Origin of the sequence: Chryseobacterium aurantiacum, from assembly GCF_003020585.1 — a bacterium.
GTDB lineage: Bacteria > Bacteroidota > Bacteroidia > Flavobacteriales > Weeksellaceae > Chryseobacterium > Chryseobacterium aurantiacum.
Map to the genome: position 1 here is coordinate 513,681 of NZ_PXUE01000001.1, position 15,412 is coordinate 529,092.

The 15,412-nt window shown below is 37.2% G+C and carries 7 protein-coding genes; 3 read left to right on the forward strand and 4 right to left on the reverse strand.

Annotated features, from left to right (window positions below; all coding sequences use genetic code 11):
- Positions 1–28 precede the first annotated feature (28 nt).
- From C7D53_RS02290 to C7D53_RS02305, 4 genes are read right to left on the reverse strand one after another with little or no spacing between them, the layout of a single operon-like run.
- A complete protein-coding gene (locus C7D53_RS02290; protein ID WP_106914781.1) occupies positions 29–409 on the reverse strand; it encodes a hypothetical protein in 381 nt (126 codons plus the stop codon).
- The gene (locus C7D53_RS02295; RefSeq protein ID WP_106914782.1) at positions 406–4,113 is read right to left on the reverse strand and encodes a DUF6443 domain-containing protein; all 3,708 of its coding nucleotides are present in this window, start codon (positions 4,111–4,113) and stop codon (positions 406–408) included. Before C7D53_RS02295 ends, C7D53_RS02290 begins: the two co-directional genes overlap by 4 nt.
- A gap of 5 nt (positions 4,114–4,118) precedes the next feature.
- On the reverse strand, positions 4,119–7,070 hold the full coding sequence (locus C7D53_RS02300) for a hypothetical protein (RefSeq protein ID WP_162926058.1): 2,952 nt from the start codon (positions 7,068–7,070) through the stop codon (positions 4,119–4,121).
- 5 nt (positions 7,071–7,075) lie between these two features.
- The gene (locus C7D53_RS02305) at positions 7,076–8,665 is read right to left on the reverse strand and encodes a T9SS type A sorting domain-containing protein (RefSeq protein ID WP_106914784.1); all 1,590 of its coding nucleotides are present in this window, start codon (positions 8,663–8,665) and stop codon (positions 7,076–7,078) included.
- A gap of 877 nt (positions 8,666–9,542) precedes the next feature.
- Here C7D53_RS02305 and C7D53_RS02310 point away from each other — a divergent pair.
- From C7D53_RS02310 to C7D53_RS02320, 3 genes are all read left to right on the forward strand, one after another.
- Complete coding sequence (locus C7D53_RS02310) at positions 9,543–10,598, forward strand: acyltransferase family protein (protein WP_106914785.1); 1,056 nt, start codon at positions 9,543–9,545, stop codon at positions 10,596–10,598.
- 999 nt (positions 10,599–11,597) lie between these two features.
- Positions 11,598–14,591, forward strand: coding sequence for a zinc-dependent metalloprotease (locus C7D53_RS02315; protein ID WP_106914786.1), 2,994 nt, complete (start codon positions 11,598–11,600; stop codon positions 14,589–14,591).
- 85 nt (positions 14,592–14,676) lie between these two features.
- On the forward strand, positions 14,677–15,090 hold the full coding sequence (locus C7D53_RS02320) for a hypothetical protein (RefSeq protein ID WP_106914787.1): 414 nt from the start codon (positions 14,677–14,679) through the stop codon (positions 15,088–15,090).
- The last annotated feature ends 322 nt before the right edge of the window (positions 15,091–15,412 follow it).

The window sequence follows — 15,412 nt, forward strand, 5'->3', positions numbered from 1 at the left end:
AACCCCTCGCTATTGCGAGGGGTTTTGTTTATTTTCTTTTTAAAATTATACTATTATTTAATTCTAGTTTATCCTTATTTTTTATTTTTATTTTAAAATCTCGCTGATTCATATAAGCATTTGACAGTTTATCTGTTATACTTTCAATATCTGAACATTTCAAAAGTAAAAGACCATCTTTCAGCTCCCAATAACCATCACATCTTGGTGAAGCATCTTGAAAACGCTGAAACATACTAAATCTATTTCCTCTTTCAAGTTTAAGAGTATATTCGTAGCCTAATGCATTTCTCGCTGATGCTTTATTATTGTAAAAAACGCCAATAATACTATTTTCATCTACTTGTTGAGCAGAAGCACAGGAAATACATAATATACACAAAATAAAATATCCTATTATCTTTATCATTTTTTATAGTAAACCGAAGGGTCTGTTTTTAATACAAAATTATTAGGTAAGCTTTGGAGAGTTGTTGCTTGATGAGGATACGCTTTGATCAAATCAGGTTTTGTAGAATTCATATTAACAGGTGATATACCTGTATTTGCACTTCCTCCAGGATTATACAAAGTACCACCTCCTAAACCTTGTACCCAACCTGGTGTGATACTACCAAATGAATTTGCTGTTACACCTGATGTTGAAGCTAAACCAGAAACAGATGAAGGGTCATATGCAAACTGTGCTTTATATCCTGCTACTTCATCTTGAATATCCTGACCTATAACTTGTCCTGTATTGGCACTAAATCCTATATCTCCACTTTCAAATTGTCCTGCATGTGTAGCTTCGTGAACAAAATTGCCGGTAGTCCCATATGCTATCACAATATTACCAGTAGTAGTGTCATAAGTAATACCTCCATTTGCTGATGTTCCAATATTTGATAAACTGTAAACCTGTGTACTACTTTCCAAAGTTCCCAAATTAGAAATTGTTCCATTTAAGCTGTTTATACGATCTTGCATATTTCCAATTTTTCCCGCAAGTTTCTCAGCACTCCAACCTTTCTCAGAAGCTTTTTGATTTAAATTATCAACATTCTTTTGCAACTTATCTCTTTCTGAGGTTACAGATTGTTTTTGTCTGTCCCAATCTTTTTGACTACCAGGCTCTATTTGTCTTCCATCTGGATCAACAAAATTAATCGGATTGTTTATTGTATAAGCGTATGGTGTCCATCTTCTGAATTTTTCACTCAAGGGATCCACAACACCCCATCTTCCCAAGTCTGGCATGTAGAACCTTGCTCCATAATCGTACATACCTGTCTCCTGAAGCTCCTTACCATTGTACTTATAATTCTTATAGCTACCCACTCCAAAGAACGCATTACCCGTCTTCAAATGGTTCATCCCAAAAGGATAATAGTCATTGGCGTCTGTAATTTCAAGGGCACCTACATTATTTCTACCAAAGCTTACCCTTACATTTCCAAGGTGATCCCTGTACTGGTAAATATACATCTTTTTCTGATAATCATAAAAGCCCTCTGCTGTTGGAAAAAACTGCAGTTCAGGGTTGTGGGGGTTCTTGATGATTCCTCCTCCATCACCACCTGTTGGAGGGATAACCACACGACTTGCCATACTGAATGCCTGTTGCTCCAATGCAAAGGTGGTTTCCCGGGAAAACATTTCAACAGCACCTGAGGAAGTCTTGTTCAGGTACTGAAAGCCATCAAGATAGTCCGTAATCTCCTTTGTCCAGCTGGTACCCGCAACGCCAATGGAGGTTTGCATGTTCTCCTTTCTCAGCTTTACCCCGTCAGCACTATAGTTGGTCTTTACCTGGGAGGTGATGGGATCATGGCCTATATCCAAGGTACGGGGCAGGTTCAGAAAGTTGTAGCTGATGCCTGTGATCTGCTTATCCAGCATATTAATCATGTTTCCGTTGGGGTCATAGGAAATGGTATTTCCTCCGCCCTCATATCCAGCCTTGTTATGTCGATTGTCCTTGACATCCAAAAGACGGTTCCCAGGATTTGTGGCTGGGCCATAGTTATACACCAGGTCATCAATAACCTCGGCAGTGGTTCCATTCATGACAGAGGTTCGGTATAGTTTGGTGATGTTTCCATTCAGGTCATAGTCCATTGCCTCCGTGTGCTCCTTGCTCCATGGGTTGTTGGGATTCTGGTAGTATCCTGCCGTGAGCCTGTTCAAACCATCATAGGCATAGCCATATCTTTTGGGTTCCAGGGGAGGGTTGGCTCCCAGCGATTCCACGGCACGCCAGTCCACCTCGACAATATTTCCATTGTACATGGGCTTTACATTCTTGCCCACAAAAAAGCCCATGTCAGGGTTGGTGGTTCCATTCTTTTGGTTATACTTGATCTTGTAGGAAAATAACTTCCCTCCCAGGTCAGATAATGACATTTGAGCAGGGTTAATATCAGTCATCCATCCCCTGATATTGTAGGCATAGTCAATGCTTTGCAGACTATTTCCAACCGTCTTGTTCTTAAGCTGGGAAAGTTCATTGTAGGAGTTTTCTACCAATAGCTGCTCCGGCCAGTAATCCACCTGGTGATAGTGCTTCAAAAGCCTGTTTTGATTATCATATGCAAAACTCTCCTTTACCGTTACCTCAGGTTCGCCTGCTCTTCTTAGATGTGTGGTTACTGTATTCCGGGTAACCCCAGCAAAGTCAAGTTTGGACTCCGTTTTTGTATATCCCCCCAAATGGTTGATGGAATGGGTTCCAATTACTCTTCCCTTTTTATCGTAGTAGGAATAGTTTTTTGTCCAGTTATTGTCTTCAATGTTTTTTACGATGCTTAGTACGGCAAGCCCCTTGGTACTGATTCCATCAGCATTGGGTGTACCGCTGATGGTCGGCTCTCCTAAGATATTGGTAGGAAAGGACGGATTAAAGCTGTATCCGGGAACAAAGTCATAGTAATTAACGCTCAGCATATCCACCCACTTATCGGAACTTGGATAGGTAGTACCGGGATAGTTATAGTATACGTCCATTCCCTGCCAGGGAAAGAAAACATAGTCGATGCTCTTTAGGTTATTGGAGCTTACTGCATCTGCCAGGGTCTGCTCCGCAATTCTTTCACCTCCCGTACAAATTCCTGTAATGCAGGGTCTTGAAAACTGATCATACTTGGTGTAAAGCCATTGTCCCTTGTCTCTTAGATTGGCATCACGGGTGGCTACCAGTCTATCCTGTTTATCATAGACCATGTATTCCCTGCCCTTGCCGGGAAGCTTCTTCTCAACCAGTCTGTTTTTGCCATCATATCTGTATTGGTAGCACAACCTGTCAAGGGTAGATAAGTCTAAAGATCCCGAGGCTGATGCCAATGGAGGAATGACAAATGCCAGCTGGTCATATTCATTGTAAACATAATAGGTATCTGCATTTTCTGTAGCGCTTAGGACCTTTCTTACCAAAATGGTTTGTCCCCTGGCATTCTTAAACTCAATGGTCTTGTTTCCATCCTCATCGGTGACTATATTTTTGTAGAGCTGTCCGCTCTTGTAGAATCCGTTTTCAGAGTCAGGATCCGTGGCATCCGTGGCCGGGTCTAATTTTGACAAGGAGGCTCCATCAGGCCATGTGGTAGTGGTGGTAAACTTTTTTACCTCTCCAGTAGTATTGGCTTCATACTGAAACTTTACAGGTTTGTTGGCCCAGTCGCTACCCACCTGGATTTGCTGCTGGATTCTGCCTAGGGGTGAACTTTCCAGTATTTTTTCAGAATAGATCTTTTCTGAGCCATAAATACCCGGCTGGCTGGCATTGGATAATGGGTCTGTAACAATAGCACCGTTTGAAGTGCCTCCCTGTGGAACAGGCAGGTAATCCAACACCTGTCTTCCAAAACCATCATATACGATTTGGGTGACAACGTCTCTTCCTAATGGGGAAGCCTTCATATTCACGATCTGTTTAGGTCTTCCCAGCCCATCAAAATATTGTACCCCTTGGATTTGTTTGGCATTAGCATCACTCTGGGTTTTTGCCTCAAGGTAGGTTCTTGTGTAGATATAGTTTTCATTGGTTACCCCAGTAAGACCGCTTGGCAATTGCACCTGTGCATGTACTGTGCTCATCATTAAAAGGGCACCAATAGGTATAATTATTTTTTTCATCAGTGTTAGTTTTTGTATTTGTAGTTGAATTCCTTTAACAATTTTCCTGACTGGTTATCTTCTCTGATCTCCATAAGTCTTCTGGCATTATCATAAAGATAAACTTCCCTGATTCCTGATGGTTGGGTGATGCTTCTTACCCCAATCAAAGGGTCGTAGCTGTAGGTTGTGACCTGATAGTTGGGCAGGCTATTTCTAAAGGTGTCAAGAGCGGCCAGAAATGCTGTTTCATTATTACCAGGGACATCTTGTCCATCTGTATCGGATGCTGTTACTATGGCACTGATCAATGAGTCAGGAATATCTTCTAGCTTTGCATTTTCAATCTTGGCAATGGGCTTGGTTTTGCCATATCCCCAAATGATAACCGTTGATATCTCACCCTTTGTGGTATATTGTAGAAGATTACCATTGGGATCATATAGATCATAGAAGATTTCCAGGTTTTTAGTATTGGGACTCTGAAGATCATAGGAGGATACTGAAATTGGAAACAATTTTAAAGGATAGTCATACCTTGTCTCTACCCTTGATATTATCTTACCTGACATATCATTAGAATTCTGCCTTTTTATAACCTTGGTCTCCAGGGGAACACCTACCATATTGGCATTGATCAATTTTACATTCCCTTTTTCGTGGGCATATTGGTACGAATTTTCCTGGCTTGTACCATCTGAATAGGTCGTCTTTTCAGAGGTTACCTTATGGTGGTTCAGGCTTTCATTGACTATGTCTGTAGTAGTTGTCTTTACAGGAATTCCATTCTCATATTCTGTTTTGATCTTCTGGTAATTTTTGATGACGCCACCATAAAAAAAGGCTGTTCTGTATATATTATAGTTATCAAGATCATCAGTAGGAATGGTTAAACTATCCCAATATCTACCAGGCTTATACATGGGAATACTTTTTACATTATGAGACAGAAGATAATTGGGTTCAGCCTGAGATGGTGGCATTCCTGGAAGTGGTCCGTATTTATAAACATTGCTTATCACTGTACCGTCATATTTTTCGTAAAATCTATAGGGGTATATTTCTTCTCCTGAAAAACTATACTGATTTTGTAATAATTCTACAGTTTTTCCACTAGAATCAGAAGATGTTACGCCTAGGGTTAATCCCCTTGCCCAGCTCATGTCATCAGGAAGATGATAAGGATATCTATAGTATTCTCCACCATCAAGATAATTGGTAAATGTATAGGTCTTGGACCATAATACGGAGTTGTCTGCCGATAAAAAGGATTCTTTTACCATTGAATATCCTACCTGTCCGGCATTGTTAAAACTGGACATAGGTTGTGCTGTACGAGATAATTGCCCCATTACAATAGGAATATTTCCATATCTTTTTATAACAGACATATAATCAGGTATTCCAAGCAATTTTCCTGATGTTGTTCCGTTAGGTAAAGTGTAAGTAAATTTTCTTTTGGTAATTTTTCCATTGTTGTCATTGGTCTCAATGCTAGAAATTCTTCTTCCTCCTCCTACAATATTTACTGATGGGAGAACAGGGTATATTGCATTGAATAAGTGTGTGGGAATGATTACATTATTATCTTCATAAAAAAAGCTTTCAGTTCCCCCGGTAGGATAGGTAATTTTTGTTAATATGCCTGCTTCAGCATACTCTGCATATATATTTCTATCAGCAACCGTTTGGAAAATATTCATACTATTAGGTTTTCCATTAAAATATCCCCAATGATCAATAGAATTGGAATAGCGGTTAGGAAGCTCTTTAGGATTATATTCAAACTTGTGAGATGAAATAACAATATCGTCCTTATCCATTTCATTGATCTGATTTAAAAATAGTCTTTTGTCTGATTTCAAGTCCGTACTTAAAAGCTTTGGATGAATATTCGTATGATTACCATCTCCTGTACGGTAACCTTGGACGAGAGATATTTTTCTGATCTGATTTGGTTTTGTATCTTTCAATATGATTGTATTCAAAGCCTTACCTCCTCTCAAATCTTCACGATCAGCAGTCCCATATATAAAGTCTAATGTTCCTTCTGGAAAAGAAATATTCTTAAGCACTTGCTGTTTTGTTACAGTTCTGGTCATTGATATAGGGTTGATATAACCAGAAACATTTCCTTTCAGGTCTTCTTTTGAAAAAGAGTGTACTATTTCCTGAGCATAATTAAATAAATAACTGTTCTTAGCTGTTCTGACTTCTTTAAGATGCCAGGCTGTTTTATAGCTATCTTCAAGCTGTTTTGTAGATGCTTCAAGAATTCCTGAACTTATGGAATTAACAATATCATATGCTGAATTGACTCCAGAATAGTCCTGACCAAAATAATATTTATTTCCTAATTCGTCAGTAATTACAATCCTATTAATTTCAAATTGTGAAGAGTTTATATCTACATAATCTATATCAACTTTCCAGTCATCAAACCCTTGTACAACAGCCTTTTTTGGGCTAACATTATCAATAATAAACTTTCCTGATTTTCCCAAGAAGTTAATAAAAAATAAATCCGGATCTTCATCTACTGGTTGATCTGAATCGCTAAATGATGCATTTTCAACACCTAATTCATTCCGCAAATCAGCATCACTTTGATAAGTTGCATTATAAGAATAAGTTAAATAGCCATGTTTATTTTCATCTGGTCGTTGCCTCACTTGGCGGGTTATTAATCCCCCAGCACTTAAACTCCAACCAGTTCCAATTGAGGATGCTACTTCACCAATTGGAATTCCTTTCGTGTCATACTGTATAGATACATTAAGCGGAAGATCTCCTGAATCAATATTAAATAAAGGAATACTCACATTTGCCGAACCTCTGTAGTAGGAAACCGGACTCTCTACAAACTTTGCTATAGAAGTAGCATTGGGTGATGGAGGGATTATTTTCGGAATATACTGTGCCTGTACCATTGTACTTAAAAATAAAATGGTACCTAACGTTATTATCTTTCTTTTCATTGTGTTTATTTCTTAATTAGCTTTGCATTCGCCGTCTTTTTGTTATCAGTCTGTATGGTCACCAGGTAGGCTCCCTGAACCAAGGCCTGTGTATTGATTTTAGTAACCCTATTTTTCGTTTTCAGGTTTTGCAGTTGTCTTCCACTCATGTCATAGACTAGAATATCAGCCTCCTTGAAGTCAAAGCCTATTTCAACATAGGCATAATCCGAGACTGGGTTTGGATAAATCTTGATGTCATATTTTTCAATCAAGTCATTCACCTGCTTGTCACCCAGCTTGACAATCTTCCAGTTCTCCTTGCCCAGTTCCTCGGCACTCGTTCCTGCCAGAATAATGGAACCATCCTTGTTAAGCCTTACATCCGAAAGTCTCTCCTCCCTTTTCTTGGATTCTCCCTTGACGTGCTTTCTCCACTGCTCATTTCCGTTTCCGTCAAGGTAAAGCATCCAGAAAGTCTCATCATCCTTTTCCATTCTTCCCTCAGCCTGGGTATAGCCTCCCAGCAGGATACCCTTGGTTAAGTCTTGACCTTGAATCACATTCATTCCCATCAAAACATCCCTGTTTCCAAAGGTGTAGGACTTTTGCCACTGCTCATCTCCACGTTCATTCAGGGATATCAGCCAAAGGTCTGTACCCTGTTCAATTCCCACGGTCTTGTTCCCTGACCTTTCCGATCTGGATTCCCCGCCGATGATGTAGCCATTGGAAGTCAATGCCAGGGTTCTGATGTGGTCATCTCCCTTGCCTCCAAGGTTTCTTTCCCATTCAACCCTTCCATTCTTGTCGAGCTTGATGATCCAGTAATCTCCCTCACCAAAGTTTTCGCTTTGCTTGGAGGTTGTAGATAATGGATTGGCGCTAGTAGATTTCTCTGTTGATTGCCCATTGTTATTCACAATTCCACTTCGGGAATAAGCGCCCAGTAATGCACCGCCATCTTTGGTGGGAATCATTTTTTCAACCTCGTCAAGACCTCTTCCTCCCAAAATAAGTTGGGAAATTTCCTTACCGTTTTTGTCAAGCTTCACCAGCCAAACATCTTTGGAGCCATATCCTTTAGGTGAGTTTTGGATATTCCCTGCTACAATGAATCCCTGATCCGTAGTTTGGATAACAGCTTTAGCTTCTTCATCCGAAGAGCTTCCCAATGTTTTCTGCCACAGTTCATCTCCGAATTCATTGATGCGGATCAGCCAGATGTCTGAGCCTCCCTTGGAATCATCCTTTTTATCCAAACCTTTCCCTGAATAGGAAGTTCCTGCCAAAAGGAATCCGCCATCCTGCGTGGTTACGGTGGCTGAAAGATAATCATGATTCTGTCCTGAAAAGTATTTTTCAAAAACCTGTTCTCCCTGCTGGTTCAGTTTCACCAAATGGAAGTCGTAGCCATTGTTTTGTCTGCTATTTTGTTGAATCTTGTCGCTCTGAATGGAGCTTCCTGTAATAAGATACTGCTGATCGATGGTGGTAGTAACCTGGCTTAGAAAGTCCTGGGTGGAGGACTTGATATCCCTTTGCCAGAGTACTTCCTGGGCAGATGCACCCATCACAGTGCACAGAGTAAATGCACCGAGATAAATTTTTTTCATTCTCAGTTTTTTTAGTTAGAGATTAGTTTTTTATATGCCTGTAAATTTAACCTTTTTTATCACTACAGCTCGGATTAATGTGATTTAATGGAAAATGTGTAATTCACAGGTATAATTCACAGCATTATATTAGCTGAATACAAAGATATTTTCTGGTAGCGACAAAACTTGTCGTGTTTTATTTTGTGTTGAACGACGTGAAATACTCTTAAAGATGATTAAGTGGGAGAGTGTGATAAAAGCAAAAAATAACGACCAGAAATTATGAAACAAGTTAAGCCTAGGGGTTTAAAGAAATTCCACGCTAAAAATCTTAGGTACATAAAAAAAACAAGCATTTACTAGTCTAAAGTAATTCGGTACAATACAGATTTAGGCAAGGTCGAAAGAGTTACAGGATTAGAAATGATGACCTTAAACAAGACTTTTTGGATGTCAGAATATATAAGGAACGGTCATTAAAAGAAAATTAACCTTTTTTGTGTCTACACGCGTGCGCGGAAAAACAAAGTGAGGTTTACAATATCTCCAAAATTGAATTACAATATTCTCATTAAAAAAAACAACAATAAAAACTATAAAATGCTTGCTTTTTTATATATCATTAACCTGTTTTAAAAACTTTTAGAGGGATATTCGTATTTGTGAAAATGTACTTTGAATGCATATAAAACATCTTTACCTTGCCTAAGAATTCCTCTTTCATGGGTTCAATATTTAGGAGCGGAATATTATCAGTATTGGATGAAGAATATTAATTAAACTCAAGTGACTTGTGTTCGGTTTTCAATGATTGCAAATCATAACCCGATGTTTTTGCAATTATATCTAAGATTCATTTAAAACTCTCAAGCTATTAAATAAGAAATAACAAAATATGATTTCTAGAAATAACAATTTTGACTTCTTAAGACTTATTTTTGCGGTTTTAGTTGTCATTACCCACTCCTATCCTCTATCTGGGGCTAATGGATCTGATTTTTTATCTCAATTAACTTTTGGACAAATGTCTCTTTCATACATTGGCGTAAAAGGCTTTTTTATTATTTCTGGATTTTTAATTTTTAAAAGTTTACTACATTGTAAAAACCTTCCTGATTTTTATTGGAAACGAATTTTAAGGCTTTTCCCTGCGTTATTTGTTGTTCTGCTTCTGACTGTTGCTCTGGCTCCTGCTGTATATGAGCATCATGTTCCTTATTGGAAGAATATATCAGTTTATACTTATATTCCCCGTAACATAAGCTTGTTTTTCCTACAGTATAAAATTAATGGTGTTTTCGGTAATAATCCATTTCCGGGTTCTATTAATGGAAGCTTGTGGACAATATGCTATGAGTTTAGTATGTACATAATGGTTTCTTTATTGTTTTTTATACGTAAAAAATCTGTTCTAAAAATAACAGTAGGCATGTTATTCATCTCCAGTTACCTATTAGCTGTACATGCTAGTTCTTTTCTTTCCAGTACTTTATTAAGGGCAGGATTGGATGGCAAAAATTTCTATGATTTGATGTGTTTTTTCACAGGTGGAATGTTATTAACCTACTTGAATATTAGGGATAAAAGACTGGAGAATTTATTAATCATGTTTTCAATTATTGTGTTGGCTGGAAGTGTATATCTGAAAATAGTTGGTTATACCTGCTTTTTTACTTTACCCATATTGGTTATCTTTATAGGTAGGAATTCAACGATATACATTAACAGAATCGGTGATGTCTTTGGAGATATTTCTTATGGGATTTATATTTATTCTTTCCCTATACAACAGGCTCTTATGTACTTTTATAAATTAAATACAATTCCTTTAATGATTCTTTCATTAGTCCTATCGTTATTATTTGGATATTTTTCCTGGCACCTCATTGAAGCTAGAGCTTTAGGTTATAAAGATTTAGTTTCTAAAAGACCTATTCATCATGATGAATAGGTCTGTAATTATTTTATGATCTTTATAAAATATGGAATGGTTAATTCATTTATTAAATATAGAGCTCAGCTATCTTGTCTAAATCTTCTATAAAAATGTTTGAAAAATATATATGGGGCACTTAGATGCATTTTATAATAGTGTGAAAAAGGTTTGTTTTGGAAACTCTTAAATTACTGAAAATTAAACTTTGTATTCTATAATTGATAATGACTAAAACTGTGGAAGAATCATGCAGTAGTTATTTGAAAAGACTAAAATAGAGATAGAGTGCTGGTTGTAGAATATAGGTTCGAGCCCCTAAAGACGATTGAAATAAAGGAAACAAACTAAGGTATCTTTTTATTTTATTTGCACACTACCGAGGTTTTTTAGATATCATACACGCATGGGGAAATAACGCGGAGCAACTCATGATGATCCGCAAGCTGAACTATAATGCTTTTATTAAAAAAAACTATAAAATGCTCACTTTTTTCATATATCATTAACCTGTTCCAATAATTTTTAGAGAGATATTCGTATTTGTGAAAATGTGCTTTGAATGCATATAAAACATCTTTACCTTACATGAGAATTTCTCTAGATAAATTTTTTTCAAATCAGAATTAGTGTAGCCTTTCACCTAAAGTGAGGGGCTTTTATCATTAGTGACTGTTGATATTCGAACTGTACAAAAAACCTGCATTGAAACGAAAGAAAAGTATGCTCTGGGATTATATGTTGAATTGTTATAAGATAAAAATAATTTAAATTTTTACAGCAATAATACGTTGAATGATATTTTACTTGATTAAATTGTAATTATATAATGTTTTAATTGTTTATTCTTGAATTCTGTTTAAAAATAAGTGAATTATTAATTAAATTGCGTATTTTATGATAAAATATCATTAATTTTAAGTTATTAGTATTTGTTTTTCAATAAAAACAATTGTAAATGAATTATTCATATTGCTATCATTGTTTTTTTACTAATTTTGTGTAAAACATATAGATATGAAGCACAAATTTATTTTAGCCCTACTAATGGTTTTTAACTATTTGGGTGCACAGAATCTTTCAAAAAATGATTCACTGCCGGGTAGTATTTTCCGCTTCGACTTTCAGGGATTTGAAAATCAATTCAAAGAAAATCGCTTAAAGAAAGAAAAAATCTCAGAAATGTCTATTAGTCTTCCTACAGAAGACGGAAGAAAGACAAGATTTACTTTACATGAAAACAGTCTTACAGACCAAAGACTTGGAAGCATCCTTACCTTTGACGGGATAAGTGAAGATAAAACATCTTCTTTAAAGCTCTCTGTTTTTAAAGATCACTTTAATGCCATTATTAAAAACAATGCTGGGTACTTTTTTGTGGAACCCTATAAAACAGCTCCTGGTGAATATAGAATTTATAGTGCATTTTCAAACTTTGGAGAAAGATTCGTTTGCGGTGTGGAAGAAAATGAAGTCATTAAAGAACTGGCTGCAGTTAAAGAATCTTTAGCATCCAAATCAGTATCCAATTTTCCGTTTGGAAATCAGATTCGTAAATTCAGATTGGCAGTGGCTACTACTGGTGAGTTTGCTCAGGCTTTTAGCGGAAATACGGATGATGCTCTGGCAGAACTTGTTAATATGGTAAATCTGATCAATAAGATCTATGAATCTGAACTTTCAGTAACGTTCAGCCTTATTGCAGAAACCACCAATAAGTCATTGATATTTACTGATGCTGCTACAGATCCGTTCACTGTTGATCCTTCTTTTGCCAGCGCGGCAAATTCACAGACCGGTTTTAATACACTTAATACCAATGCCACACTGGTCTACAATAAATATGACATAGGGCATACCTTTAATATCTTAAGCAGTGGCGGGGCACAGGGACAGGCTGGTCCGCAGCCTTGCAACAACACTTCGAAAGCAAGAGCATGGAGCCAATGGGCTTTAACTATGCCAAAAGGAACCGTTGCAGGCTTAATCGCCCATGAAATGGGACATCAGTTTTCTGCCTGGCATACCTACAATGCTGTGGGAGGTAGTGCAACCAGTCCTACATTTTGTACAAGTGGATGGGATTCGACTACAGCTGTTGAACCAGGGGCAGGATCAACGATCATGAGCTATGCCAACAATTGTACAACACCTAATAATCAGACCAATACAGGGAACAATAATTTAAACTATTTTAACGCAAAAAGCTTGGACCAGATTCTGGCCAATCTACAATCATCGGCTAGCTGCTATACCTTGATGGCTAGTGCCAACCTTGTTCCTTCCGCTAATGCCGGAGTAGATGTTACCATTCCGAAAAACACCCCGTTCAAATTAAAAGGAATTGGTACGGATCCTAATGATAGTAATATTTCTTATACCTGGGAGCAGGCTGATATAGCTTCTGCTAACGATAAAGGAGCATTTGGCTCTACCATTACCGGGACAGGCGGCTATACTGCAGTGAACAGTACCACTGCTCCATTATTCCGATCAGAGCAAAGTATCTCTACCACAGAAAGGTATTTTCCTAAAATGCAATTTGTTCTTAACAATCAAAACAATCCTCCCACCAATGATGCTGAAGCTCTGCCTTTAGTGGCAAGAACAATGAAATTTCGTTTTACGGTAAGGGATAATAATATTACAAATGGAGGATTGGATTCAGATGAAATTATTGTAACTGTTAATAATACAGGACCACTGGCTGTTACCTATCCAAGTGCAACGGGTATTTCAGTGGCATCAAATGCTAGCATCACGGTTACATGGGATGTGAATAATACGAATACCATTAAAGGTAATGTTGATATCCTGTTGTCTGGAGACGGAGGCGTCACATTTCCCTATATCTTGGCTTCCAATGTTTTAAATAATGGAAGTTCCAATGTTACTATTCCTTATATTCCTGCTACGGATAAGGCTAGAATCAAGATAGTGGGTGTGATCAATCCATATGCAGAATTCTTTGATGTTTCCGACAATAATTTTACGATAACATCAGACTGCAATGCTTATACATCGTACATTACACCAAAAACGGCTGTCACAACAATTGCAGGAAGCCCGTCAAGCAATTTGAATATGTCCATACCTCCTGCTGCAGGTTCTCCATATACTTCGAAAACCATTGTATATAATGTTGGAACCAGCACAAATGGAATTATTGTATACAGTAACTCTGCAATGACGGCTCCTTACTCTGTAAGCAGCAGCTCGGTGACCAATACATTTAAATTCAGAGTAACGGAAAGTGGTTCCTATGTTTTCTCCAAATCATCAGGATTCCTTATTACTTCTGTACATTCCGGAAGTCCTGCTTCAATGGCTAACTTTTTAACTTCAAATTCATACTACAACGGCTCAAGTTATAGTTCTACCGGATCCACAAAAGCTGTAGTGTTAAGCGAAGGGGTAGATTATTATATGGTTCTTTCTAATTTCTCGAGTCCAGCCAATGCTACCAGCTATACCATAACTGCTACAGGCCCTGGAAGCCTATATGAAACATCTATGGCACCTTCAGGTTACAACTATACATTTGCTGCAATTAATATTTCGACAGGTAAAATTCAGGCTGTAAGTTCCACTGCAGATTTTACGTCTCTGCCAACAGGCACATATACTGTACAAGGCATCTCGTATATCAACACAGCGAATGTTTCAAACTTTGTGGGCAAAAGCATCAGTGAGCTTGTTGCCTTGAATATCTGTTTAAATGAAAGCAGGAACTCCAGAACTCTTACCTTAACTGAAAGTCTGAATGTGAGAGATATCCAGACCCGCGGTGGTATAAAAATTGTTCCTAATCCTGTAAAAGATGTATTGTCTGTAATGACTGACCAGAATATCAATCAATATGAAATCTATGACATGTCTGGAAGAAATCTAACAGGCAGGCAGAAATATTCGGGGAATATAAGTTTCCGAGAATATTCAACAGGTTCCTACATTTTAAGATTATTTGATAAGCAAGGTTTAATCCATCAGGAAACTGTTATTAAAAAATAATATGAACTGAAAAATATAATGGAGATGGCTGCTAGGCCATCTCTTTTTTTTAGAAAATGCTAGTTTAAATATAAAAGCCTCAATCATGAAGAAAAAAATATCGCTGATTCTCTTATTCGTTTTTGTTGGACTGTATTCTCAAAACACGGAATATCATTTTAAATTTGATGTGAAGAAGTTCAGAAAAGAGTTTATAAAAAACAAGAAACAGCCTCTACAGCTAAGAATATTTGATCTAAACGGAAAGGAGTTGTTATTTAATGTAACGGAAAGCAGCATTTCTGAACAACCCATTCAAAACATCAATATTTTTAAAGGAATAAGTGTGGATGGAATCCATAAGATATCCTTTACTTTAACCAAAGCATCTATCTCCGGATCTTACTCTGATATGGGAACCGAAATATATTTCAGCCCTGTCACTGGTAAAAAGTGTACTTATAAAGTTTATATTCCCACTAAGATCCAAGTTGGGCAGGAATTGGATTTTATAAAATAAACCCCTTGTTTTTACAAAAAGAAATGGACAAAATGTTCAGTTTACTTTCAATAAGCCAGGCCCCGATATACTCAAGGATAATTTTTCCCCTCCAGAATTGTTAGTTTTAAATTCCCTTAAAAAGGAGTGCAGTTTATTGTCTTTCTGAAGTTCCATTTTTGACTTTGTCTTCTTTTTGGAAGTTTTGATATAATTCAGGAAAGCCAATTCAGTATCGAATTTCAACTCGAGATGAAGACTTAGAATTCTATTAATTGGGTTCAGTGATTTTTGTTCACCAGTAGTTGGAAAAATATGTAAAACTAATGAAACAGATTAATGA

What these genes read in the sequence shown, in the direction of transcription:
- C7D53_RS02290 (WP_106914781.1), bottom strand. Translation starts at nt 409, where the DNA reads ATGATAAAGATAATAGGATATTTTATTTTGTGTATATTATGTATTTCC.
- C7D53_RS02295 (WP_106914782.1), bottom strand. Translation starts at nt 4,113, where the DNA reads ATGAAAAAAATAATTATACCTATTGGTGCCCTTTTAATGATGAGCACA.
- C7D53_RS02300 (WP_162926058.1), bottom strand. Translation starts at nt 7,070, where the DNA reads ATGAAAAGAAAGATAATAACGTTAGGTACCATTTTATTTTTAAGTACA.
- C7D53_RS02305 (WP_106914784.1), bottom strand. Translation starts at nt 8,665, where the DNA reads ATGAAAAAAATTTATCTCGGTGCATTTACTCTGTGCACTGTGATGGGT.
- C7D53_RS02310 (WP_106914785.1), top strand. Translation starts at nt 9,543, where the DNA reads ATGATTTCTAGAAATAACAATTTTGACTTCTTAAGACTTATTTTTGCG.
- C7D53_RS02315 (WP_106914786.1), top strand. Translation starts at nt 11,598, where the DNA reads ATGAAGCACAAATTTATTTTAGCCCTACTAATGGTTTTTAACTATTTG.
- C7D53_RS02320 (WP_106914787.1), top strand. Translation starts at nt 14,677, where the DNA reads ATGAAGAAAAAAATATCGCTGATTCTCTTATTCGTTTTTGTTGGACTG.